Annotated in this window: 27 protein-coding genes; 15 read left to right on the top strand and 12 right to left on the bottom strand. The window is 37.9% G+C overall.

The window, feature by feature from the left end; genetic code table 11:
* Positions 1-51 precede the first annotated feature (51 nt).
* Positions 52-336, bottom strand: a complete 285-nt coding sequence (locus EHQ47_RS19700; protein WP_167483286.1) for an STAS domain-containing protein — start codon at positions 334-336, stop codon at positions 52-54.
* 114 nt (positions 337-450) lie between these two features.
* Between EHQ47_RS19700 and EHQ47_RS13060 the strand changes: the two genes are divergently transcribed.
* Positions 451-756: a hypothetical protein gene (locus EHQ47_RS13060; protein WP_135750055.1), complete on the top strand. Its 306-nt coding sequence runs from the start codon at positions 451-453 to the stop codon at positions 754-756.
* A 6-nt stretch (positions 757-762) separates the two neighbouring features.
* Here the strand turns inward: EHQ47_RS13060 and EHQ47_RS13055 are convergent, their stop codons facing one another.
* Both EHQ47_RS13055 and EHQ47_RS13050 read right to left on the bottom strand, forming a co-directional pair.
* Positions 763-1,677 carry a hypothetical protein gene (locus EHQ47_RS13055; protein ID WP_135777316.1) on the bottom strand — a complete coding sequence of 305 codons (915 nt, stop codon included), beginning with the start codon at positions 1,675-1,677 and terminating at the stop codon, positions 763-765.
* The gene (locus EHQ47_RS13050; RefSeq protein WP_167483289.1) at positions 1,674-3,104 is read right to left on the bottom strand and encodes an LA_3751/LA_3752 family putative glycosyltransferase; all 1,431 of its coding nucleotides are present in this window, start codon (positions 3,102-3,104) and stop codon (positions 1,674-1,676) included. Before EHQ47_RS13050 ends, EHQ47_RS13055 begins: the two co-directional genes overlap by 4 nt.
* A gap of 47 nt (positions 3,105-3,151) precedes the next feature.
* Between EHQ47_RS13050 and EHQ47_RS13045 the strand changes: the two genes are divergently transcribed.
* Positions 3,152-4,258, top strand: a complete 1,107-nt coding sequence (locus tag EHQ47_RS13045) for an SGNH/GDSL hydrolase family protein (RefSeq protein ID WP_135750057.1) — start codon at positions 3,152-3,154, stop codon at positions 4,256-4,258.
* A gap of 16 nt (positions 4,259-4,274) precedes the next feature.
* Here EHQ47_RS13045 and cueR read toward each other — a convergent pair whose 3' ends face one another.
* Positions 4,275-4,664: a Cu(I)-responsive transcriptional regulator gene (gene cueR / locus EHQ47_RS13040; RefSeq protein ID WP_135747827.1), complete on the bottom strand. Its 390-nt coding sequence runs from the start codon at positions 4,662-4,664 to the stop codon at positions 4,275-4,277.
* Positions 4,665-4,775: 111 nt separating this feature from the next.
* On the opposite strand from cueR, the gene EHQ47_RS13035 reads away from it, so the two are divergent.
* The 6 genes from EHQ47_RS13035 to purT all read left to right on the top strand — a co-directional run bounded on the left by EHQ47_RS13035 (position 4,776) and on the right by purT (position 10,164).
* Positions 4,776-5,210, top strand: a complete 435-nt coding sequence (locus EHQ47_RS13035; RefSeq protein ID WP_135747828.1) for a hypothetical protein — start codon at positions 4,776-4,778, stop codon at positions 5,208-5,210.
* On the top strand, positions 5,203-5,406 hold the full coding sequence (locus tag EHQ47_RS13030; protein WP_135747829.1) for a heavy-metal-associated domain-containing protein: 204 nt from the start codon (positions 5,203-5,205) through the stop codon (positions 5,404-5,406). Before EHQ47_RS13035 ends, EHQ47_RS13030 begins: the two co-directional genes overlap by 8 nt.
* Entirely contained in the window at positions 5,390-7,594 is a 2,205-nt protein-coding gene (locus EHQ47_RS13025) for a heavy metal translocating P-type ATPase (protein WP_135747830.1), read from the top strand. The genes EHQ47_RS13030 and EHQ47_RS13025 overlap by 17 nt, the downstream gene beginning before the upstream one ends.
* Positions 7,595-7,620: 26 nt before the next feature.
* The gene (locus tag EHQ47_RS13020; RefSeq protein WP_135747831.1) at positions 7,621-8,448 is read left to right on the top strand and encodes a helix-turn-helix domain-containing protein; all 828 of its coding nucleotides are present in this window, start codon (positions 7,621-7,623) and stop codon (positions 8,446-8,448) included.
* Positions 8,445-8,915, top strand: a complete 471-nt coding sequence (locus EHQ47_RS13015; protein WP_135747832.1) for an ankyrin repeat domain-containing protein — start codon at positions 8,445-8,447, stop codon at positions 8,913-8,915. The genes EHQ47_RS13020 and EHQ47_RS13015 overlap by 4 nt, the downstream gene beginning before the upstream one ends.
* A 76-nt stretch (positions 8,916-8,991) precedes the next feature.
* Positions 8,992-10,164, top strand: coding sequence for a formate-dependent phosphoribosylglycinamide formyltransferase (gene purT / locus EHQ47_RS13010; protein ID WP_135747856.1), 1,173 nt, complete (start codon positions 8,992-8,994; stop codon positions 10,162-10,164).
* A 74-nt stretch (positions 10,165-10,238) separates the two neighbouring features.
* On the opposite strand, the gene EHQ47_RS13005 is transcribed toward purT, so the two are convergent.
* Entirely contained in the window at positions 10,239-10,979 is a 741-nt protein-coding gene (locus tag EHQ47_RS13005; protein ID WP_135777314.1) for an adhesin OmpL37 family surface protein, read from the bottom strand.
* 187 nt (positions 10,980-11,166) lie between these two features.
* Between EHQ47_RS13005 and EHQ47_RS13000 the strand changes: the two genes are divergently transcribed.
* Genes EHQ47_RS13000 through EHQ47_RS12990 form a run of 3 tightly spaced genes read left to right on the top strand, consistent with a single transcriptional unit; the run spans position 11,167 to position 14,344 of the window.
* Positions 11,167-12,663, top strand: a complete 1,497-nt coding sequence (locus EHQ47_RS13000; RefSeq protein WP_135747834.1) for an ABC-F family ATP-binding cassette domain-containing protein — start codon at positions 11,167-11,169, stop codon at positions 12,661-12,663.
* Positions 12,660-13,586: an ABC transporter ATP-binding protein gene (locus EHQ47_RS12995; protein WP_135747835.1), complete on the top strand. Its 927-nt coding sequence runs from the start codon at positions 12,660-12,662 to the stop codon at positions 13,584-13,586. The genes EHQ47_RS13000 and EHQ47_RS12995 overlap by 4 nt, the downstream gene beginning before the upstream one ends.
* Positions 13,583-14,344, top strand: a complete 762-nt coding sequence (locus tag EHQ47_RS12990; RefSeq protein WP_135747836.1) for an ABC transporter permease — start codon at positions 13,583-13,585, stop codon at positions 14,342-14,344. The genes EHQ47_RS12995 and EHQ47_RS12990 overlap by 4 nt, the downstream gene beginning before the upstream one ends.
* A gap of 75 nt (positions 14,345-14,419) precedes the next feature.
* On the opposite strand, the gene EHQ47_RS12985 is transcribed toward EHQ47_RS12990, so the two are convergent.
* The 4 genes from EHQ47_RS12985 to EHQ47_RS12970 form a co-directional block, all read right to left on the bottom strand.
* The gene (locus tag EHQ47_RS12985) at positions 14,420-15,151 is read right to left on the bottom strand and encodes an SCO family protein (protein ID WP_135747837.1); all 732 of its coding nucleotides are present in this window, start codon (positions 15,149-15,151) and stop codon (positions 14,420-14,422) included.
* 5 nt (positions 15,152-15,156) lie between these two features.
* Positions 15,157-15,651 carry a toxin-antitoxin system YwqK family antitoxin gene (locus EHQ47_RS12980; RefSeq protein WP_208727440.1) on the bottom strand — a complete coding sequence of 165 codons (495 nt, stop codon included), beginning with the start codon at positions 15,649-15,651 and terminating at the stop codon, positions 15,157-15,159.
* 76 nt (positions 15,652-15,727) lie between these two features.
* Complete coding sequence (locus tag EHQ47_RS12975; RefSeq protein WP_135777312.1) at positions 15,728-16,639, bottom strand: YHYH protein; 912 nt, start codon at positions 16,637-16,639, stop codon at positions 15,728-15,730.
* 96 nt (positions 16,640-16,735) lie between these two features.
* Positions 16,736-17,125: an FKBP-type peptidyl-prolyl cis-trans isomerase gene (locus EHQ47_RS12970; protein ID WP_135747839.1), complete on the bottom strand. Its 390-nt coding sequence runs from the start codon at positions 17,123-17,125 to the stop codon at positions 16,736-16,738.
* An 83-nt stretch (positions 17,126-17,208) separates the two neighbouring features.
* Here EHQ47_RS12970 and EHQ47_RS12965 point away from each other — a divergent pair, with 83 nt between their 5' ends.
* A complete protein-coding gene (locus EHQ47_RS12965) occupies positions 17,209-17,523 on the top strand; it encodes a ribonuclease HepT family protein (protein WP_135694016.1) in 315 nt (104 codons plus the stop codon).
* A 1-nt stretch (position 17,524) separates the two neighbouring features.
* Here EHQ47_RS12965 and EHQ47_RS12960 read toward each other — a convergent pair whose 3' ends face one another.
* Together EHQ47_RS12960 and EHQ47_RS12955 are read right to left on the bottom strand one after the other, a co-directional pair.
* Entirely contained in the window at positions 17,525-18,649 is a 1,125-nt protein-coding gene (locus tag EHQ47_RS12960; protein ID WP_244290341.1) for a DUF1577 domain-containing protein, read from the bottom strand.
* A 109-nt stretch (positions 18,650-18,758) separates the two neighbouring features.
* Positions 18,759-19,319 (bottom strand): hypothetical protein, encoded by a 561-nt coding sequence (locus EHQ47_RS12955; protein WP_135747841.1) that lies wholly within the window; start codon positions 19,317-19,319, stop codon positions 18,759-18,761.
* Between the two features lie 178 nt (positions 19,320-19,497).
* Between EHQ47_RS12955 and EHQ47_RS12950 the strand changes: the two genes are divergently transcribed.
* Positions 19,498-20,442, top strand: a complete 945-nt coding sequence (locus EHQ47_RS12950; protein ID WP_135747842.1) for a patatin-like phospholipase family protein — start codon at positions 19,498-19,500, stop codon at positions 20,440-20,442.
* A gap of 72 nt (positions 20,443-20,514) precedes the next feature.
* On the opposite strand, the gene EHQ47_RS12945 is transcribed toward EHQ47_RS12950, so the two are convergent.
* Complete coding sequence (locus tag EHQ47_RS12945) at positions 20,515-22,791, bottom strand: hypothetical protein (protein ID WP_135777311.1); 2,277 nt, start codon at positions 22,789-22,791, stop codon at positions 20,515-20,517.
* A 231-nt stretch (positions 22,792-23,022) separates the two neighbouring features.
* On the opposite strand from EHQ47_RS12945, the gene EHQ47_RS12940 reads away from it, so the two are divergent.
* Complete coding sequence (locus EHQ47_RS12940; protein ID WP_244290340.1) at positions 23,023-23,361, top strand: cell envelope biogenesis protein OmpA; 339 nt, start codon at positions 23,023-23,025, stop codon at positions 23,359-23,361.
* 43 nt (positions 23,362-23,404) lie between these two features.
* Positions 23,405-23,800 carry an acyl-CoA thioesterase gene (locus EHQ47_RS12935; protein WP_135747845.1) on the top strand — a complete coding sequence of 132 codons (396 nt, stop codon included), beginning with the start codon at positions 23,405-23,407 and terminating at the stop codon, positions 23,798-23,800.

Genomic DNA, 23,800 nt, shown 5'->3' with positions numbered 1-23,800 from the left:
GGAAAGACCTGTAGAAATTAGATTAGACTGATTCGTACTCTTACGTATACTTTAGTCGATTAAGTGGAGGATGGTGTCGAGTTTGTTCAATCGAAAGACAGTGCGAATGAGTTTATTGACCCCTCGGATTTGTAATTGTAGGTGTTGGGATTCCAGTGCAGAATGAAACTTCATCAATTCACCAATGGTCGCGCTATCCAAAGACATGGAGATTTCAGTAAAGTCCAAGACCACATCTTCCTTCGTATTGTGAATGGTAGACATAATTCTTTCCCGGAATCCACTGAGTCCATCAAAAGAAAGATCATTGTTCTTGATTTCGATTACAATTGCCAAGGTTTAAAACTATTTTTATAAGTTCGTAAATTTTGAAAGGATTTTTCCAGTTTGATTTTTTGTTTCTGAATTGTTTTTCAAATCTTTTTATGATGGGATTGAATTTGGTTTTGTATGTCGGTGAGTCAAAGGCAACTAAAATTGATCAAGGAAGCGGCCGAGTTGCTCGTTATGGAACACCGCCTAACATCAGAAGAAGCAGTTTTGGTCATCTCTACAGCCATTAAAAAAGAACTTTCCATTCGTAATACCAATTTTGAAAAACTAGAAACTGGTTCAAAAATAGAACGCACTAGCTTCACTCGGAATGTTGTAAAATCTGTTCAAGATGCGTTAGAAGCCAATCCCTATTGGAGATCTCATAATTTAGATAAATCAATCGACAATTTTTATAGAGTCCTGCATAAGCATTGGGACTAATCCGTTTTATTGATTTATATTTTCTTTTAAAATAGAATCGGTTTCGCAATAGTAAGAATCTGGAATTTTTTTTGCCCTTGCAAAATTAATTTCAAAGTTTAGTGATTCTTTTGGTAAAAAATCTTCTTTTTCTAAACTAATACTTCCGTAATCGATCGTTTTGTTTTGTTTGTCGATGAGCAAACAAGTGATGCGCGTAAAGTTTGCAGTTGTCATTCCTTTGTTTTTGATTTTTCCAACAAGTTTTATTTCTTTGTATGCATTTCGTTTGAAATCAATTTCTTTTAATACTAGTTCTGGTCTTTTCTGATCATCTGGTATGGTTGTGGCTGTGACTTTAGTTTCGAAATTAGAAAAGTTCGGTGCTTTTTCAGCTAACACTTGAAAAATGACAGATTCTCCATCTGAAACAACATTCTTTTCTGCATAACCTTCGTTTGATCCAACGATTGTTCCTTCTTCGTTTAATAAATCAACAGTAAACTTGGGCATTAGTAATGTTTGTCCACTTTTGTTAGTGAATTTCCCAACGATGTATATGTTCCCAATCCCGTCTGGAATTGGTGTTGTAAATTGAAATTCTCCTTCTGGATTGATTTCTATGGATTCCAAATTGGGATCTATCTTGATGGTTGTAGTTTCTTCTTCTGAATTACCTTGGCTCAATTGGAGATTTTTAAAGTATGTAAACACAGAAGATCCTAACACAACCCAAACCACAACGATCCCTGTGATCAGGTTTTTCCAATTTCCAAGTGGATTAGTTTCTGATTTTTGTTGTGTTCCATATACTTTTGGAGGCGGGAGATCAACCATACTTCCTGTTGGCAGGCGATCAAAACAATCCCCACAGCGATACACTGTCGCGGACTCTTGGTAAATATTGGTACTTCCACAGCTTGGGCATTGTTTTGTATTCATTGGCGTTTGTATTCCGTTATTTGAATGGGGAGTAAGGCATTCGGTAATTGATAATTTTTTTCCTCTTTGTATTCTCCCAACTTTTTATTCTCTGGGTCCGTTACAATTGGACCGAGTGGAATTGGCGAAGGAGGGAGTTCTAAAAAAACAAATGAGTCGGCATTTTTTGCAGATAAAATTTGGATGAATGTCTTTTTACTAAAATTTGGTCTGAGTAACAATATATCTTTTTTGGTCTGAAGGGAAGATATATTTTCTAAAACAGGTAAACTTACAAAAGAAAAATCGGAATTATTAAAAACCAAAACTTTGTTTTCTAATTTTGTAATTTCAGACACTGTATTTGTTTGGTATTTTGAAATTTTTATCAGTTCTTTTGATTTTTGAAAAAGTAAATTAATTTGATACAATGAAAGAATGAAACAAAGAACTCCCCATGTTTTTGTGAATTTAGTACTTCTTGTTTCAATGTCATTGTTTCTGAGTAAAAGAATATACAGAGGAAAGAGTCCGTAAAAATACCTAGGTGTATTATGCCCTCCTGTATTGGGTGAAATGAGAACCAATAAGAAAGTAACGAAAATGATTGTGATGTATTGGTATAAATTCTTTTTCTGGCTGATTGCCTTTATCAAATAGATAATGAATAAAATAAAAATAGGAATTTGTTCTAATAAAATTTTTAATAAAAACAAACTTGTTTCTGTGCTAAAGTGGAATTCCGGGCTTTTCACAAAACGGAGGGGAAAAAAAGTACCTAATGTTATTTTATTAACAATAGAAAAAACAAACCCTGTCAGCATAAATGTAATGGTGATATTTTTCCAATTCTTCTCTTTAGAGAAAAAAAAGAGAATGAGAAAAATGGAAACTGCCATTTCCGGTCGCATCCAAACTAAACAGATTGATAAGATTCCAGGTAATACATTCCATTTGCGATGAAGCAGGTATAATATGGAAATTTCTAAAAAGAAAAATACAATTGTATCATGAATCAAAAAAATATAGAGCGGTATTGATGATCCAAATAACAAAAGTATTGTGGCAATTCCATCTTTTTTGATTTGATAGAAAATAAAAATTGAAACAAAAAATAAAACGAATTGTACGATTCTAATCCCGAAAGGTCCATTGATAACATAAAACGGGGCCGAAAAAATTGGATAAAAATTTGGGAAAGTGGAGTATACAAATCCTTTGTGTACATGGAAAAAAAGATCTGGTAAAGGGAAAAATTGGAAATTCGGATCTAACAAAGAGGAATCATAAGGTAAATAAAATTTACCTTGGAGCGCTAACTTGATTTGCCATTCCAAAAGTGCAAAATCAGAAAATGGATCGATTTGTTTTGTATTGAAGAACAAAAAACCTAAAACCAAAATTCCCAAACTAACAAAGAAACCTATTGCTTTTTTTGATTGATCCATGTGAAATCGAAAACAGGTATACTCTTCTTCCATTCCAAAGATCCGCAATGAAAAAAGATATTCACAAAGCCACTTTTCTTTCTAAATCCATAAAATTGACTTTTTATGCCATTGTGTTCTTTTGTGGGTCATTGTTTGTGACGAGAACCATTGATTCCTTTGGGTTTTTAGAATCTTCCTATGGCCATTACCATTTCCCTGTAAGCAGAAAAATTCCTTATTTTCGACAAGGTGAAAGAGAATTTGGGCAAATCAATGAATTTGGGGTTCGAATCGGTAGTACAAAAAGTAACTTTAGTTGCGGTTATTTGTTATTAGGTGATTCTCAAACATTTGGTTCCGGAATTTTTTGGAAGGATACTTTTTCTGAAATTTTAAATCGAGAGACAAACTGCCAATGGACAAACGTTGGGATTCCTGGGTTTACTTTAGAAAACGAATTTTCGATGTATCAAAAGGTAAGTCCCTACTTAAAAGAAAAAACTGTATACTTAATCGTTTATGGTAATGATATTTATGAAACAGGAGATACTCCTGACTATTTACATTTTGTAAATCACCAAAAAATGTATCTTCAGTTTTCATCATTTTTTTTTCCAAAAGCTACTCGTTTGTATTTGAAAAAAAAATACTTTGTATCCATTCAAAAACGAATGGAAGACGAGTTGGAGAGAGTATCAAAATTTCCTTATTCACCATCCACTCATAAGTCAAAAAAAAATGAGGTCGTAGATTTTCTTCCGCTTAAAACTTTATACCAAATTAGTCCGACCTACCTTTCGAGTGCTCTTGATACAAAATCGTTTGCAAAAATAAATTTTGAACGATGGAGTCGGATTTTTTTCCAACTAAAAGACCAAATAGAAAAAGACGGCAAACAATTAAGGGTAGTTTATCTTCCATTGGAAGTTGAATATGATAGAACTCGTTATGAAATTTATAAAAACATAGGATTTCAAATGAACCCTAGTTGGTTGGAATCTGATTCCGAGTTGGTTTTGGATTTGATCCGGTTGACCAAAGAAAATCATATTCCATTTATCGATTTACGAAACTTTATGAGATACAGAACGGATTTGTTACAAAATGGAGATATTCATATCAATGAAGTGGCCACTCGAATGATTGCCGATGTTCTCAAAAAAGATTTATAAATTATATTTTTCTCGATTAGGTTTGTTCCAAGTTTTTTAGAATGGGACAGTCAGGCCTATGATCGCCATGGCAATGTTTGACGAGATTTTTTAAAGTATCAGACATATCCTTTAGTTGTTTTAGTTTTAAATCTAAATCATTTAAATGTTTTTCTGCAAGTAACTTTACTTGTTTGCTACTTCGTGACTTGTTTTTCCATAACCCAAGTAAACTTTTTATATCTTCCAAAGGGAAACCAAGTTCTCTTGATCTTTTGATAAAACGTAAGTAGTGGATGTCATCGGTTGTATAGGATCTATAGCCATTTTCAGTTCTACCTGCTTCTGGAATGAGTCCGATACCTTCATAATGACGGATGAGTTTTGCGCTGACTCCGGATTCTTTAGAAAGTTCTCCAATATTCATAAGGTTCTCCCAAAAAAAAATTTAGAAAAATAGTAAAAAAAATGAAATCGGCTATTGACCTTCCAATCGTAGGAAGGTTTAGACTGGATTTATGTTAACAGAGGAGTTATCATGAAGCCAATCAAAAAATTTGTCAAACTTATGGTTTTGGTTTTTCTGGTTAGTGCCAATCAGATGTCAGCGCACGGAGAACACAAACCCGGCCCTCACGGAGGTGTGATTCGGATGCCAGGGGCTTTCCACACGGAAGTGCTTCCTTACCAAAATTTGGGATTTAAAGTGTATCTACTTGATATTAATTTTGAAAATCCTACTTCCAAAAATTCGAAGTTACAAGGTAAGGTTGTATCAAATGGAAAAGAATTCCCATTAAAATGTGCAGGCCATCCTGATCATTTTTATTGTGAAATTCCCAAGGGAAGTTCTGTTTTGGAGGGAGAATTGATTCTTTCTCCTGAATGGAATTTTCAAAAAGGTGCGGAAGTAAGATACAAACTCCCGTTATCTGAGGTTAAGGAAGAAAAGAAGGAGCATCATCATGGTTAATTATGAAATAGAAGGAATGACTTGCGGGCATTGTAAAAAAACTGTAGAGAAAGTGTTTGCAGAGAATGGAAAAGAGGCAACTGCAAATTTAGATTTAAAAACTGTCTCTGTGAAAGAATCTTTAACGGATGCGGAGTTGAATTTACTTCGCGAACGTTTGGGTGAGGATGGATATTCTCTTGGAAACGCTAAATAATACCACCGAACGAACATTAGATCTTTTTGGTATGACCTGTGCAAATTGTGCCCTTCGCATTGAGAAGGGCCTTGCCAAAATGGATGGAGTTTCTGATGTTCGAGTCAACTTTGCTCGAGAATCTGTTTTTTTGCGAACTTCTGATTCCGTCACAGTAGATTCTTTATTAAAAAAAGTAGAATCTCTTGGATACTCCGCACTGGTTCATGATGCAAATCAACAATCCGAAACTGAAAAAAAACAAAAGGATCAAACTAGAAATTTAAAAATTCGTTTCCTTTCGTCTTTGGTCCTTTCCTTACCATTGTTTTATGGAATGGTTACCCACTTCAGTTTTTTAAGTTTTATGCCTATGCCACATTTTTTAATGGACCGGTTTGTCCAGATGGCAATTGCATTCCCAGTTCAGTTCATCATTGGATTTCCGTTTTACAAATCTGCCTATCGGGCACTAAGGAATGGATCTGCCAATATGGATGTCCTTGTTGTCATTGGGACAAGTGCTGCTTACGGTTATAGTATATTCGGTAAAGATTTATACTTTGAAACCTCTGCTGTTCTTATCACTTTTATTCTTGGTGGTAAATGGATCGAACATTATGCCAAGGGAAAAAGTAGCGATGGGATCAATGCATTACTCAAACTCCGCCCAGAGACTGCCACTGTGCAATCCAATGAAATATGGACAGAGGTTCCCAATGAATATTTGAAAACTGGGGATCTTGTATTGGTAAAAGCGGGAGAACGATTCCCGATGGATGGAATTGTTGCAGAAGGAATCAGTTTTGCCGATGAATCAATGTTAACTGGTGAAAGTATGCCAGTAGAAAAAAAAATCGGTGATTCGATTCTGAGTGGTACAGTCAATGGAAATGGTTCGCTAGTGGTGAAGGCAACTAAAGTAGGGAATGACACAACACTTTCACATATCATTCGTTCTGTGGAAGAGTCACTCGGTACCAAAGCACCCATCCAAAGGATCGCAGATCAGATTTCTGCGTATTTTGTTCCGATTGTGATTTCAATTAGTGCGGTTGATTTTTTTGTTTGGTATTTTGTTTTAACACCTGGAGATATTACTTCGGCAATTGAAACAAGTATTGCCATTCTTGTGATTGCTTGTCCTTGTGCCCTCGGTCTTGCAACACCAATCTCATTACTTGTGGGTACGGGAAGAGCTGCCAAACATGGAGTATTGTTTCGTAGTGCTGAGGCTTTGGAATCGGTTTCAAAAATCAATTGGATTGGTTTTGATAAAACTGGAACTTTGACAGAAGGAAAACCGAAAGTCACAGAAATGATCCATTATGGATTGAGTCTTTCGGATCTAGACCAAATCTTAATCAACATTGTCCAGATGGAACAAACTTCTGACCATCCTTTAGCCAAGGCCATTGTTGGGTATGGGAAGGAAAAAAATCTGTATCAAAGTTCAGGTCCAATGGTTTCAACCAATACCTTCCCTGGAGGAGGAATCCAGTCGGAACAAAATGGGAATACCTTCTTTGCCGGCAAACGGACATTTGTTGAAGAGAACGGGTTTTCTGTTTCTGATACAATGAATGAGTCAGTGAAAGTTTGGTCAGAAGATGGATCGAGTTTGGTATTTGTTGGCATTCGAGGAAATGCAAATGGTATGATTGTCTTTCGAATCGAAGATGGTTTGCGTGAAGATGCGATGGGTGCAATTGCCACATTAAAATCTATGGGAGTTGAACCAGTCCTTTTGACGGGAGACCATCCTAATTCTGCAAACAAAGTTGCCAAGTTAGTGGGGATCTCAGCAGTGTATTCCGGACTCCTTCCTGAGGAAAAAGCCAAAATCATCACAACCTTCAAAACAGAAAAAATCCATTCAGCGATGGTTGGAGATGGAATCAATGACGCCCCAGCACTTGCTTCGGCTGATGTGGGGATTGCAATGGGAACTGGATCTGATGTGGCCATCCAAACGGCAGATGTCGTGCTTGTGAATGGAGACATCCAAAGGATTGTGGATCTTATCACAATTGGTAAAGACACAGTCACGAATATTCGGCAAAATTTTGGTTGGGCTCTTGGGTACAATTTATTAGGAATCCCCATTGCTGCTTCCGGGCTTCTTCTTCCTTGGGTGAGTGGCGCTGCCATGGCGTTCAGTTCTTTATCTGTTGTTTTGAATGCACTTCGAATGAGTCGTTGGAAATAAAAGTATAAATAAAAATGGTGTAACGATTGGACATTCGATTTATTAAACCTCCTTCCCATTTAGAATCATCTGTTAAGGAATTTTGGATTTGGGAGGGAGTGAATGTCCGAGACCTTCCTTGGGTACTGCCATCTTACGAATGTGAGGTGGTTTTTCATTTGGGTGAGCCGCCACTTGTAGAAACAGAAAACCGAGAAATCATTAAGTTACCAAAGTTACACATCGTTGGCCCACAAACTAGAAGGTGGAGGATTTTATCAGAATCAGATTTAAATTTGTTTGCCATTCGGTTTTTTGTAGGAGGAATGTATTCTCTTTTTTCCAAACGTGGAGATGAATTACAAAACAAATTTATTTCAATAGGTGATGAATCAATGTTAGGTGGAGTTTCCGATTTTGGTTTCCCTGCTGAAAATCGAATTTCTGAATTTCTCACTCGGTTTCTTAAAGAATATCCGGGACAACCTTCGGAAATTCCAACGTATGTTCGGTTTGCACTTTTGGAACTCACAAATCCAGCCACTCCCATCGAAGGCCTTTGCCAAAAATTGGGAATTTCCAGAAAACAATTGGATCGTAAATTCAAAGAGATAGTGGGAATGAATCCTTCTGAATACAGAACAGTGCACAGGTTATTGGAAATGGTGCGAAATCCAGACCACTACCGAAAAAACAACCCAGAACTCCGTTTTACCGATTTGGCACATGAATTTGAATACTCTGACCAGTCCCATTTCAATCACGATTTCAAACGAATTTCGGGAAGTATTCCCAATGAATGGTTCGCAGAATATGAAAAAATGTCCCATTTTTACAATGGAGATTCGTCTCATACTGATAGGATAGAAACATGATACAAAACATTATCGATTTTGTTGGTAAAACTAAATCCAACCTCCGGTTACGCACCTTGTGTTCTGCCATCACACGAGAAGATAAAGATTCTTTTGATTTGTTATTATCCGATCCTGAATTAAAAGAAGTTTTGGTATCTGAGTCTGCATTGTTGCTTGGGATTGCCGTCACTGAAGTTTCAGATATCTATTATTTGAAAAAATTACTCACAATTGGTTTGGACCCGAACTTACCAGATAACATGGGTTTGTATCCAATTCACAAAGCAACTGAAACAGGAAATATCGAAGCTGTTGAAGTATTATTGAATTCTGCCGCCAATCCCAATGCTGCGGACCCCAGTGGAGTGACTGCCCTTCATATCGCTAATAGTTTTGATGGTCTCGGTGAAATTTCCGATCTATTGATACGAATGGGTGCAAATGTATACCAAAGAGATAAACTCGGCAAACGTTACTTGATGTAAATTAACATCATTTTCCAACGAATGAGTGGCCATAATCTTTCTTGTCTGAATGAGCCACTTCCCGATCTATGTGATTATGATCGGAACTCCTTTTACTCCCAACGCTACTAAACTTTTACTTCTTGGATCCGGAGAACTTGGCAAAGAGGTTGCCATTGAGGCAAACCGACTAGGTGTTCATGTCATCGCAGTTGATCGTTATCCGAATGCACCTGCTATGCTTGTGGCACAAGAATCTCGTGTCATTAATATGCTTGATCCAAAAGAATTGGAAGCCACCATACGCGAGTTAAAGCCAGATTTTGTAGTTCCCGAAATTGAAGCCATCCATACAGAAACTTTGGTACGATTGGAAGCAGAAGGTTTTCGTATCATCCCCAGTGCCAAAGCAGTGAATCTTACCATGAACCGAGAAGGGATTCGTAATTTTGCTTCCCAAGAACTCGGTTTAAAAACATCTAAATATCTTTTTGCCGATACGGAAGAAGGTTTTACGAAAGCGGTAGAGGAGATAGGTTTTCCTTGTGTGGTCAAACCGATTATGAGTTCTTCTGGGAAAGGACAAAGTTTGGTACGAAATGAATCGGAGATACAAAAGGCTTGGAACTATGGGCAAACGGGAGGTAGGACTGGAAAAGGGAAAATGATCATTGAAGAGTTTATCCCTTTTGATTTTGAAATCACTCTTCTCACCATACGCCATATTGGAGGAACTACTTTTTTGCCTCCCATTGGGCATAGACAGGTGAACGGGGATTATGTGGAATCTTGGATGCCTCAACCCATGTCGGAACTTGCTTTACGTGCCGCTGAAAAAATTGCAGAAGCAGTTACCACAGGACTAGGTGGGATGGGTATATTTGGAGTCGAACTTTTTGTTAAGGGTGACGAAGTGTACTTTAGTGAAGTATCTCCAAGACCACATGACACAGGGCTTGTGACTCTTATCTCGCAAAATTTTTCTGAATTTTCACTTCATGCGAGAGCCTTACTTGGCTTACCCATTCCGGAGCTCATCTTTCAAACTCCAGCTGCTAGTTCCGCCATTCTTTTAGAAGGAAAAACGACATCGCCAGTTTATTCAGGCATTGAAGAAACTTTAAAACTAAAGGGAGTTGACATTCGAATTTTCGGAAAACCGGAAATTGATGGGAAGAGACGAATGGGTGTTAGTTTAGCATTGGGAAATACAATCGAAGAAGCCAAAGAAAAAGCAAATCGTGGCCGAGACTTAATTCACTTAAAATGATGAACGAAAGTAACATTCGATTGTTCGATCAAAAAACAAACAAATCGGTAACGAACAAATTCGATTCTACGTGATTAGTCTTTTTTGATTTCTGGAGCTTTGTAGTTTGTCATCATACTTTCGTAAATACTTTCTTCTCCAAAAGGTAAAAAGGAATTATCATAATGAAGTGCGAGCAGTCGGTTGTTCCCTTTCCCAAATCCACGAATGAGTTCTGATTCGATGGAATCAAAATCAGAAAACTCGATGGAATCCATAAACTTACCATCGTGTAATAAGTTGAGAAACACTACAAACTTCCCCGCATGTTTTAAAATTTTTAAAGAAAATAACATTTCACGTAGTTTCAAAAGATAAAGGAGAGGGCGAGTGTTTCTTGCCATCACTAACTTTTGTTCGGCTTCACTTACATCCCGAAGTGCCAGACGTAAAAATGCCCTTGTTTGTGTTTTTTCTTTATCGCGAGACTTACCACCGAGTAAAATAAGTTCAGAACGAACCAATGCGATATTTTTACTAAGAATTTTATCATACAGTTTGATGAGTTTGGATTGTGTGGAACGAACGGCTAAATAGGCATCTCCATATTTCCCTTGGATGTGTAGACTTTTGAATCGCAAATACTCATCAATGATTTCCTGGTATTCTTGTTTTTCTTCTGGGCTTCCCAAATGGATGACACTCGAGTCAAGTGAACGAACTAGTAAATAATTTTCTTCCGCACCAAAGGCCACTTGTAAGTTGCCATTGGCATAGGTTCTTTCACCTGCAGTGAGGCAAAGGAAACTAAGGATAAAAAAAAGAAAAGTTCGCACAGTATAGTTTCGGAATTTTGGAACCTCAAAAAAAGTCCATAATTTGACAGGTGTTTTTCCCTGTGATTATGTCTTGGGAATTTGGATTTCTTGACCGAATGTTCCCTATTTCTTTTCGTTTCTACTCGTCGTTTCCGGTTCTTTTTCGATCCTGGTTCTAACTAGAAGGGTAACCTTCGGAAATGATATGATCAAAATCTCTGGTTTAAACAAACAATTTAACGGTAACGTCTTATTCGATGACTTACAATTTAGCGTCAATCGTGGCGAACGTGTCGGCCTTGTCGGTCGTAATGGGCATGGTAAATCCACACTTGTCCAAATCATTTTAGGAAAATCTGAGCCAGACTCAGGGAACATCACCATTCCAAAAGGATACCGCATTGGGCATCTAGAGCAGCATTTGGTTTTTACCAAACCCACTGTTTTGGAAGAATGTGCCCTTGGCCTTCCAGAAGGGGATGAATACGAAACCTGGAAAGTAGAACGTATTTTATTTGGTCTTGGATTTTCGGAAAAAGACATGGAGAGAAGCCCAGATGAATTTTCTGGTGGATACCAAATCCGAATGAACCTAGCCAAACTTCTAGTTTCAGCTCCCGATATGCTCATCTTAGATGAACCAAATAACTATTTAGATATTGTCACCATACGTTGGTTAGAGGAATTTCTCCGTGAATGGGAAGGAGAAATCATTCTCATCACACATGATAGAAGTTTTATGGATAGCGTTGTGACTCATACTGTTGCCATTCACAGAACCAAAGCCATTAAGGTCCAAGGTGATACAGAAAAGTTATACACACAGATCAACCAAGCAGAAGAGATCTATGAAAAAACCAGGCTAAACGAAGCGAAAAAACGCAAACAAGAAGAGATCTTTATCGCAAAGTTTAAAGCAAAAGCAAGTTTTGCAAGTCGGACCCAATCTCGTGTTAAAAAGTTAGAGAAACAAGGTGAAATGAAAGCACTCGACACCATTGAAGATATGGAACTTTATTTTAACAGCGCTCCATTTTCCGCAAATCAGATGTTAAGTGTAGAGGAAGTTTCGTTTTCTTATGAAAATAAGGCACCTTTTTTATTTGAAAACTTTTCCATTAGTGTTGGGCCAGAAGATCGAATTTGTATCATAGGGAAAAACGGAAAAGGAAAGTCCACCTTGCTAAAGTTAATTGCAGGAGAGCTTTCACCCGTTTCAGGTACTGTCAAAAAACATCCGATCTTGAAAGAAGGGTATTTTGGACAAACCAACAAATTGAATATGAACGAAAGTAATACCGTTGTCCAAGAGATCATGAGTGCGGATTCCAATTGTTCCGAAGGAAAGGCAAGAAACATTGCCGGTGGGCTTATGTTTTCGGAAGACCTAGCTTTAAAAAAGATTAAGGTTCTCTCTGGCGGAGAAAAGAGCCGGGTCCTTCTTGGAAAAATTTTGGTCACACCTTGCCATTTATTGTATTTGGATGAACCGACAAACCACTTGGACATGCAATCTTGTGACTCACTCATTGAGGCCATTGATAACTTTGATGGTTCTGTAATCATGGTTACACACAACGAAATGCACTTGCGCGCTGTAGCCACAAAACTAATTGTATTCGATGATGACCGAGTTTTTGTCTATGACGGGGGTTATGATGACTTCCTGAATGACATTGGCTGGAAGGATGAAACTGTTTGAAATCAATCCTCACTCTAAAACAAGTTTCCAAGTCTTATGACAATGGATTCCAAGCACTAAAGAATGTAAATTGGGAAGTAAAAGAGGGCGAAATTCACGCACTACTTGGCCCCAATGGAGCAGGAAAAACCACTCTAATCAATTTGATTTGTGGGATTGTTTCGCCAAGCGGTGGTGAGGTGAACGTATCTGGATTTAACATCATTGGAGATTTTAAAAAAACAAGATCTCTCATTGGCCTTGTTCCTCAGGAACTTAGTGTCCATGCTTTTGAGACAGTGTGGGCCAGTGTTTCTTTTACGAGAGGACTCTATGGAAAACCAGCCAACCCAAAATACATTGAAGAAGTTTTAAAATCACTTTCTCTTTGGGACAAAAAGGACCAAAGGATTATGACATTGTCCGGTGGGATGAAACGTCGAGTTTTAATCGCCAAAGCACTGTCACACGAACCTAAAATTCTTTTTTTGGATGAACCAAGTGCTGGTGTGGATGTGGAATTACGGAAGGATATGTGGAAGATTGTAGAATCTCTTAGGAAAAATGGTGTGACCATCATCCTAACCACTCACTACATCGAAGAAGCGGAATCTATTGCCGACCGAATTTCTGTGATCCGAAAAGGTGAGATTTTTCTGACTGAAAATAAAGATAGGTTAATGAAACAACTCGGTACCAAACAACTCCGGATTGAACTTAAAAAAAGCCTAAAACAAATTCCAAAGTCTCTTTCAAAATATGAATTGGAACTTGTTGATAACCACTCGGCTCTTGTATTTACATATGACCGCTCTGATGATAGTAGTCTCATTACTAAACTTTTGGATGATTTGAAAAAACTAAAAATCCAATTCAGTGATTTGAGTACAAAACAAAGTTCACTAGAAGAAATTTTTGTTCAATTATTACAGGAGGCTGTATGAATTTCTACGCAATCCAATCTATCTATAAATTCGAAATGGCAAGAACCTTTCGTACACTATTACAAAGTATCGCATCTCCTGTCCTTTCCACTTCTTTGTACTTTATTGTTTTTGGATCGGCCATTGGATCCAGAATCCAAGAGATTGATGGAATCCATTACGGAAGTTTTATCGTTCCAGGCCTTGTGATGTTGTCGTTACTGACCGAAAGTATTTCGAACGCTTCCTTCGGAATCTATTTTCCTAAGTTTAATGGTACCATTTATGAAATCCTCTCAGCACCCGTGACGATGTGGGAAGTTGTGATTGGGTATGTCGGAGCTGCGGCCACCAAATCACTCATGCTTGGTGTGTTAATGCTGATCACGGCATCTTTTTTTGTTCCCATTCGTATCGATCATCCTATTCTGATGGTGTTTTTTCTTGTGTTAACATGTATTAGTTTTAGTTTGTTTGGGTTTGTGATAGGAATTTGGGCGGATAGTTTTGAAAAACTCCAGATGATTCCTATGCTTGTCATCACTCCACTTGTATTTCTCGGAGGAAGTTTTTACTCCATCCAAATGTTACCACCTTTTTGGCAAAAATTAAGTATGTTTAACCCTGTGTTGTATTTGGTGAGTGGGTTTCGTTACAGTTTTTTTGAAAGAGCAGATGTAGCACTTTCTGTTAGTATTTCGATGATTCTTGTTTTTTTGACTCTTTGTTTGACTGTGACTTGGCTTATCTTTCGCACGGGATATAAAATTAAAAACTAAGTTCTAAAAAATAGATGGTCAAACTTCTGTTCTGATCACTGGAACAATCTAAGGATTTTTAAAAAAATCCTTAGATTAATGGTTTTTTCTTAGTTTTCGTAAATCTTCCACTAACCTCTGTATATCTCCCGTACCTTTGGCACGGTAGATTCCGCGTAGATATCTATCTTTATCAAATAAAAAAATATTCTCTGTATGAACAAATTCATACTTGCCTCGTTCGACAGAAAATCCTTCCATTTCTGCACCACAAGTCCCTTTGGCAAAATCTTCGATCACCGTTTCCTTACCGGTAAAAAAACTCCAATTTGTGTTTTTGATTTGATAGGTCTTTCGATACTTTTCTAAAACAGGAACTGTATCTTCTTTCGAATTAATCGAAATGGAAAAAATTTTGAGTTCTGGGAATTCAGAAAAATTTGGTTCAATTTGGATTAAGTTTCTTGTGATGAGCGGACAAATCCCACGACAGGTGGCATAAAAGAATACCACCAAATGTTCGCTTGGTGCCCAGTCCCTGGGGAAAATTGTTTTTCCCGTTTGTTCGATAAGCTCCAATGAATCTGGAATTCTTTTTATATTGGAATCTTTTTCTGGATTTTCTGTCCAAACCGGGTCAAAATCTTTTCCCGAAAAATAAGGGGGAACATTGGGATCGGGACTTTGTTCTGTTGGTTTGCAATTCACATGGATCATACTGGCAGTCAATAGAAATAAGATGAGAACCCAAAAAGGAAAAAAAACATGAGGGTTAGGTTGGATTTTTTTTTGATCAGATTGGTTGGAAATGTTTGGATTGATCAACATTGCATTTATGGAAGATTTTTCTCCCCCTCGGGAATGGGATCACAAAGTTTGCTTCCGGGCCTTCCAAAACTTTCCCCTGTTTCCAGAAAAACATGGTTCAAATATATTTGTCCACTTTTGTTCCATTTTTTAGTAACTTTTGGTTTCCCTGAATCGTAGAATGTCTGATAGGTGGCCATTTGCCCATTGTCAAAATAGTCAATCGATTCGCCCATGGGTTTACCATTATCAAATTCAGATTTTTGACGTAAGTTCCCATTTTCAAAATAACTAATTTGTTTTCCGTGTTTTTGTCCATACCGAACATTCCTTTCTTCCATTAGAGTTCCATTCTCTTTTTTCGCCGTATAACGACCGTGAGGAACTCCTTTGTAATATTCGGTTTCATAGATTTCGGAAAGAATCGGATTTTTTTGAATCAGGATTCCCGTCAGTGGTTTTCCTTGGTATAGTAGGAAATGGTTGGAATCTTGACTCAGTTCCTTGTCCTCCGAATTCACACGAAGGGGAGAACAAGAGATTAGGTAAAGTGATAAAACTAGGGAGAGGAGAGTTTGTCTCCCTAGATAACAAATATTAATTGGAAACTGTCCCTGGTGTTCCGTGAAAATTGGAACCGATCAGAGTAGGTATTGTTGCCGTTGGATCAGTCGTATAATGATAATGATAGGTAGCTGTAGTGAAATGAGCGGTTGTTGTCGTATGCCCATGGTTTATATCTAAATCACTTCCAATAGTAGGAGTGGAAGTGGTTCCTCCGCTATTAACATTCAATGTACAATCTCTTCCATAAACAGCGAATCCATCAATCAGGACACCAATTAAATTGGAGTTGTTGTTTGATACATTGAGAGGTTGGGAGTGGTGGTGGTATACACCAGAGCTTTGCGGGTGACCATTGTATTTATCAAAGGTTTGTTCTTCCGTAGCAAGTGTGTCTCCCGGTGCTGCTGCATTGTTGAAGATGGCAAGTCCATTCACCGTAATCCCTACAGAAGCATAACCACTTTGGGTTCCCACAAGCGCTCCTGACTTTGCAGCAGGAGAGCTTGGGATAGTGTATACCAAACACTGAGATGCAATTTGGTTGTTCCCAGCAGATTTTTGTCCACCAGCAAGTGCCTCATACATTGGAGAAGTAGATCCAAAATAAAAACTTTTGTTATTGGGAATGTTTTGTGATCGGAATACATAATTAGAACCAGAAACGGAACCGACTGAACATTTAAAGTTATTCCGTATCCAAGCTGGTAAATCAGCTGACATAGAAGAAGTCATTCCCGTGATACAATCTGTACTTGCATTGAGAGTTGCAGTTGAATTGACAACTGTGGCTCCGGTATATGCTGCGTTGGCACAAATTTTTGTTGTAGCGGCAGCTAACAGGAGTAAGGTTTCTTCGTCGGAATCTGACTTAGGTTTGCATAACGACAAAGAAAAACCGATGAGGAGAAGGAGGGAAAAAGTTCGAAAGTTTGGAACTGGCATAGTCAAAACAAATTAGAATCATTCTTAACATTGTCAAGAAATTCATGACCGAGTTGTGATCGTTCTTTTTATACGTACAAGTCCGATGAATAAAGCTTAATAGATCTTTAAAAGTTCTACTTCAAAGATAAGAGTGGAATCCGGTGGGATGTTTCCAACTTTTTTACTTCCATATCCAAGTTCCGGTGGGATGATGAGTTTGCGTTTGCCACCCACTCGCATCCCTTTTACTCCTTTGTCCCAACCTTTCACCACTTCTCCCGCACCTAAGTTAAATTCGAAAGGTCGGTTCCGATCTCGAGAACTGTCAAACTTCGTACCGTTGGTCAGTCTGCCCACATAGTGAACTGTGACATAGGATCCAGAAAAGGCTTCTTCTCCTTTTCCCACAACAAGATCAATGATTTGGAAGTCCTTTTCTGCTGATTGGATGGGGAGAACCAAAACAAAAAGGAAAAATAAGACAGTTCGGATGTTGGTCTTCATACGTAGTGAAAGCTTCCAAGATTTGGATTTCTTTGCCAATGAAAAAAACTGTTCTTAACGGAATCGTATTTTAGAGTCTCCATATGTTTCATGAGTTTATCTTCTATTGCCGGGAACTGGAGTCCTTTCTTTTCAGAAACCAAATCCAAGAATTCAAAGAAGGGGAGCATGATAGTTTTTTTGCTGAGGAAATGCTTCGTTACATTCAAACAGAATCCTTAAAAATCCCTCAGTCAGAAAAACAAAAATACCCAAGTTTGCCTTGGGATAAGATTGATTCCCTTTGGCAAAAAGATTTAGCCCGGGCCTACGATTACATTGATTTAAAAATGTTGTACTATATCTGCGCTTACGAAATTCCCAAAATTACAAAAACAATCAAATTGGAAACCCGTTAGTTTAGGCGGCGGATTTCCCATTATTTTTAATGATCTCGATATTTTCTTCGAAGCGAACTTTTTCAGCATAGGTTCGTTTTCCAGAAAATTCCACACCTACAAGTAAGTCTCCAGAATCTTCTTTTCTCGCCCATGCGATTTTGCCAAAAAAACGAAATGGAGTTTGAAGTTTAAAAACCAGTTCCAACAAAATTCCTTTCTGTTTAGGAAGTGTTTCCACCAAACTACTATTTGCGATTCTAAGTTTTAATCCAGTGGCCGACAAATCCAAAACAGGAAATTTTTCCACTGTGGTCATTAGATTGGCATCTTTGATCCTTTCGATCATTTCAGCAATTTGTGTTTGGTAAAAAGTCAAATCGTCATCGGTGATGAAATTATCCTTTGTTTGTAACCAGTAATATCCGATGGGAATGATTTCTTCTAATTCGTTTTTATAAAGAATCGGAACAATGAGTTCTGACTTTATTTTTTTATCACGAGCAACCATAGCAAGTTTTTCAACTTGTTCATCAATTTCATCTTCGTAGTTGATAAAACCTTCTGCATCGGAACGATAACTTTCTGAGTTCGTTGCATCTTTTATAAAAAGAATTTTATGGCTTGATTTAACAACATCAAACTTTCGTTCTAATCCTGATTTAAAAATATCCATCGTCCCGGCTTCACCGGATCTAACCATCATCCGTTTGCGATAATCTTCAAAGTTCACTCGCACAAGAGTTGGGATATTAAACATATTTGCTTCGATAATGGTTTTGGAGCTGACGATGTTGGTTACATTGACAAGTCCTTCTTCTGTAATCGTAAAACGTGGATTTAATCTTTCTTTTTTTGCAATGAGAACTTTATCTACATGGATTTGAATTTTATGAGGGGAAAGTTGTTTTACAAAAGTGCAATGAAGTTCTAAATATCGTGCTAAAAGTTTAGAAAGGATAAAGGTAGAACCTTGGGTGAGTGGCCAAACTTCTGACCAATCAACAACAATCTCTTCTCCACCAGGTAATTCCTGTGTGACGGTCATGGTTTGGGTTTGCCCATTCCAATTCGATTTCATTTCCTGATTCATGAGATAGTGTAAGATCACATGGTGTTTTTGCTCTTTCCCTGTGATTTGATCCATTGGTCGCATAGCTAAATTCCGAGTTTAATATTGGGATTTTCGGAAATAAATTTCCGTTCTAATGGAAAGTAAAGACGAGACTCGTATCTTTGGCAAGAAAAAGGAAAATTTAAAGTAAGAGCAGGTGTTTTTTTTCTGTTAATTCATAACAGAAGCGAATCCATGAAAAATAATTTTGTAGGTGTGAATACTCGGGAAGGTACTGATGTAAAAATGTTTCACAACGTTTCTCTCGTTCAAAATATTTTTTTTCCATCATGATGGTTAGATCATTAAGAGTTTTTTCGTATATGTCTGCGTCCATATAACCATCTTGTAAGGCCTTTTTAAGGAATGTACATTTTTCATTCCACTCTAATGGGGAAAGTACTGAAATCGTTTCTATCTCCAACCAAAACTCTTTGAGTTCACGTTCGAACTTAGGAACTTCCTTTTTTATGTTTTCGCATTTGTGAAAGAGTGTACGTAGATGGCTTGTGGCATACCCATCGATTTCGGAAACATGTCCGTCCCAAAGTGCATGGTAAACCTTGGGAAAAGAAAAGGTAAACATGGGTCCCACATAAGGACAGATCAAATCAAGTTGGTAAGCTCCTTTGGCATTCAATTGGAGAGAACCTTTGACAAGGGTTCCGTTTACGTTTGTCTCCAAAGTTTTAATGCCGAGCATACTATTATTCAATTGCGTACGTAGTGAAATTTATTGTATCGAAAGGAAATTTTTTATCATAATCAGAATTTGTCCACTTCCTGATGCCTTTGTTTGTCGATTCCCCTAAAACTGAATTTCTCCTTCTTTTTTTGAATAGTTTTTTGCAACCGAAACTGGGTTGAAAGACTCTGACATTATGGTGTCGAACGAATTATCTAGTGAATCTCCTAATAAATCCAAACTTCCTAAGGCGAAAGGGACAAAACGAGCCTTACTTGTGGAAGGGGGTGGGATGAAAGGTGCATTCTCTGGAGGAGTTTTGTATGCTTGGAACAGATTCTTACGACCGAATTACTTTGATTTGGTGGTTGGTGTTTCCTCCGGTGCTTGTGCGGCAGCTTATTATGTATCGATGCCTAAAGAAGAACCTATCAAAAGCGAAAAGGCACTGGCTGTTTGGTACAGAGATTTATCAGGAAGAAAACTAATCTCTTTTTTGCATCCCTTTCAGGGCAAAACTTTACTCAACCAAGAGTATCTCATTGATTTTATCTTTCGTAAAAAAGTTCGTTTGGAATCGGAAACTTTGGATCGAAAGAATGTCCCACATTTTGTGGTGGCGGTAAGTAATTTACATACTCATTCCATTGAATACATTAAAGCAACTTCATCGAATGTGTTCGATCTTTTAAAAGCAGCGACTTCGTTACCAATCGCCACACGCGGTAAACATTGGTTAAATGGAACATTGTATTCTGATGCTGCTATTTTAAATCCACTCCCTATACAAGATATCATCGAAGCCGGGTATAAAGAAATTGTGGTGATTATGAATTCACCCATTCGACATATATCTGGTCCGCTTACAAGATTTACCAGTTTACTTGCTTTTCCAACAAGGCGAACCATTCGTAGGTTGATGAGAAAACTTCATCATTTTCATTTTAATACGGCAAGAGAGATTGTAGTTAAACCTCCTCGTGGAGTAAAGATTATCACTGTGGCCCCAGATGGACCTTTGCCTGTTAAACTCACAACAACGATTCGTACAAAACTTTATAAAACAGTTTTACTTGGTGCCAAAAAGGGTGAAGAAGCTTTGCAAAAGATTTTAAAAAGAAAACTTAAAAAACAAAAATGAAACCTATTTTTGCCGGTTAGGAACCGGCTCCCGTGTATAAATTTTTTATATAACTTTTATTTTTTTTTGATCTCATTCATTCAAACTAGACCGGACAAGCCCACCATTACTTTTTTTGTGTGCAATCGTAAATGCACCACCGATATAGTATTTTCCATTTTTATACATGGATGTATAAACCACATCGTTGATGGACGACTTCCATGGAGAAAGTGTATTGGTGTTACTATTAAAGACTCCCAGGGAATAGTGATCAGGGATACCGTTTAAAGTAGTAAAGGATCCTCCAATGAGAACGTTTCCATCTGGATAAGCTGCAATATGGTTTACAATATTATCACTAAATACTGGGTTCGGTAGTTCGTAAGATTGACTGGCGAGATTATAAACCGCAATCGAGTTAAAGGTTCCTAAACTACCAATTGTTGTGAATTGCCCTCCGAGAAAAATTTTCGATCCAACTAAACTTTGCGCATAAACACCGCTACTAGGAAAATTGTTTGTTGAAGGAATGCCACGTTTGATTCCAGAAACTTTGTCCACTGCTTGGTAATTTGTGGTAACACCATCTCCGTTAATTCCTGAATACAATCCACCTATAAAAACAAGATCATTTACGACTAAAATACTCTCTCCACTACTCCCAATGCCTAGATCTGGATTCCATCCACTAACGGAAAGGTCACTTGAGTTCAGTGCAAAGACTCCGTTTCTTGTTTGACCGTTTACATTGGTTAAACTGTTTCCTCCTACATATATTTGTGATTCATCGCTAGTGATCGTGCGGATATCGGGGTTACCGGAGAGAACGATGTTAATAGGGCTTAGTTGGTAATTTGGTAAATCCAAAATGGCAAATCGATTCCTTGATTGTCCAACAATACTAGTAAAAGATCCACCGACAAACAGTCTGTTTCCAATGCGATGGAGGGCTTTGATCGGGAAATCAAAGTAAGGTGTTCCTTCGATCGGAGCCCCTGTCACCTCATCCAAAACGGCAAAATGATTTCGGGCAACTACATTCACTGTGGAACGACTGGAAGTGAAAAGTACAACCCCGTTTCCAGCCGATACAATCCCCGAACCAGGATTAGTGATACCATTATCATAAGTCGGATTAAAGGCAGTGACCGATTCATCGGGCAAAGAAAGTGCGGCAGCATAGTTTCTCGGAACAGATTTTACGGAGGTAAATTCTCCGGTTAAGTATAGTGTATTTTCAATGATTTGCAGGGTGGCGACAGGCTGACTGGCACCAAGACCATAATTTGTATTGATGGCAGTACCCGTACTATTATTGACAGAGACTAAATAGTTAGAGGTAGTTCCCCCATTGATAGTGGTAAAATCACCACCTAAATAGATCGTATTGTGATACTGTTGGATGGAGTTGACCTTGGCATTCGGATTTGGATTCCAAGTGGTTAAAGACCCATCGGGAAAAAAAGATAGGGCCCTATTAAAGGTTGGGGTTGTCAAATCACCCACAGCATAGATAACGGGACTCCCACTGGCATCGGTTCCGTAATGCAAATCGAGGCAACTACCTCCAGTTATGGTTGTCGTGAAAGAAGGTATGACAAGACCAGTGGAAAGAGAAAACTTAACTAAGGCATTTTTCGCATAACCACCGATATTCGTAAAATCTCCACAAACATAAAGAGAGTCTCCATCGGTTTCTAAATCGGACACTAGTGTATTTGGATTTGGAGCGAACGAAGTGTCCAAGGCACCAGTGTATCGATTCACACGAACTAGATATCCACTATTATCGTCAGTATAATATCCGCCTGCATAGAGGAAATCTCCAGCGAGTAACAAAGTATAAACACTTTTATTATTATCATTGGGAACCGTAAAGTTATGATCCAACTGGCAACCAGGAAGGATATGGGCGATACTAAACTTTTCTACGCCTTGGACTGCATAGAATTCACCGCCAATATAAAATCCACCATTCCCATCAGAGATGGCGATACCAGTAGTCCCCACTACTTTTAAATAAGGGCAATAACGATTGGGTAGCACCTTCCCATTGGATGTTTCTAAATAAACAACATTCCCGGTAGATGGTCCCACGAATTGAAAATCTCCACCAATGATGATTTGATCGTTATAACTTGCGATGGCATTGACACCAGTGGTGCCTGTACCCATATAAACACCCCATAAGTCTTGAAAATCAAAAGAGGGGAGACAAGAAGGAGATCTGTCACCTGTGACAAACCGTATGATTGTTGCTTGGAAGTATTCTTTTGTTTTCGCATCGCAAGTGTTCGAGAGTTCAGCAGGTTTGCAGCCAAAGGCTAAACCCATTGCCAATGAAAAAAATGTTATCTGTTTTCGCATGCCCATCATGACTCGTTATTCTACTAAAGTAATATTATTTGTCCAGTCGTTTGAAATAAATTTCTGCCGATCTGAGGCGAGTCTAAAGCCTTGATGGTTTGGTTTTTTTTGCTGTTAGTCGGTACAGGGTTGGTTCTTGTATGGTTTTGGGAAAAAAGTCCAAAAATTAACAGCTCTGTACTTCCTTTACGCAAAGAAAAAACCCTCACTACAGAAAAAATTGCAAATGTTATGGAATCCCAGCGGAAGGAAATATCTGTTCTATTTAGCGCAGGACTTTCTCAATTGGAAAAACATGCAATGGATCGTTTGCGGGAGTTTTTAAATCCTTCCATTTTATCCCAAATAGGATATATCACCTTAATTGGTTCTGCCGATGCATCCGGGCATTTGGTAACCAATCGACGTTTGGTGAAAGAACGAATCATGACGGTGGAAAGATATTTTTTATCCATGGGAATTTCCAAAGATAAAATTAAAAAAATGTATTTGGAGCCTAGTTTTGGCAGAAGTCCTGATGAACGAAGGTCACTGCGTTCTGTTAAGATTCAATACAATTTAGAAACATAGAGATGACATATATAATCCTATTGATTCATTTGCATAAACGACAATGATTCAAACTGATATCCAAATTCGATTTAATGACATGGATCCCATGAGAAGAGTCAATAACTCTAGTTATTCGACTTATTTAGAATTAGCAAGATTAGACTTTTGTAATCGTTATCTTTCCGTTTCGGAATTGGAAGACATCCCTTTTGTTTTGGCACGTGTGGAAATGGATTTAAAGGCTTCTGTTTTGCCTGGAGCTTCGATTTTTGTTGAAACTTGGGTTTCCTCTATTGGAAATACTTCTTGGGAATTTTCTTATTCCATTCGAGATAAAAAAACCGGTGAACTTTATGTTTCTGCAAAAACAGTTCAGGTCTATTTTGATTACAGAGCTAAATCCAAAAAACCAATTCCTCCTGATTTTTTAAAATCATTAGAAAAAGAACGTATGTAA

Source organism: Leptospira bourretii (assembly GCF_004770145.1).
GTDB lineage: Bacteria > Spirochaetota > Leptospiria > Leptospirales > Leptospiraceae > Leptospira_A > Leptospira_A bourretii.
Note: the sequence above shows the minus strand (reverse complement) of the source record. Positions and strands in the feature narration are given on the sequence as shown.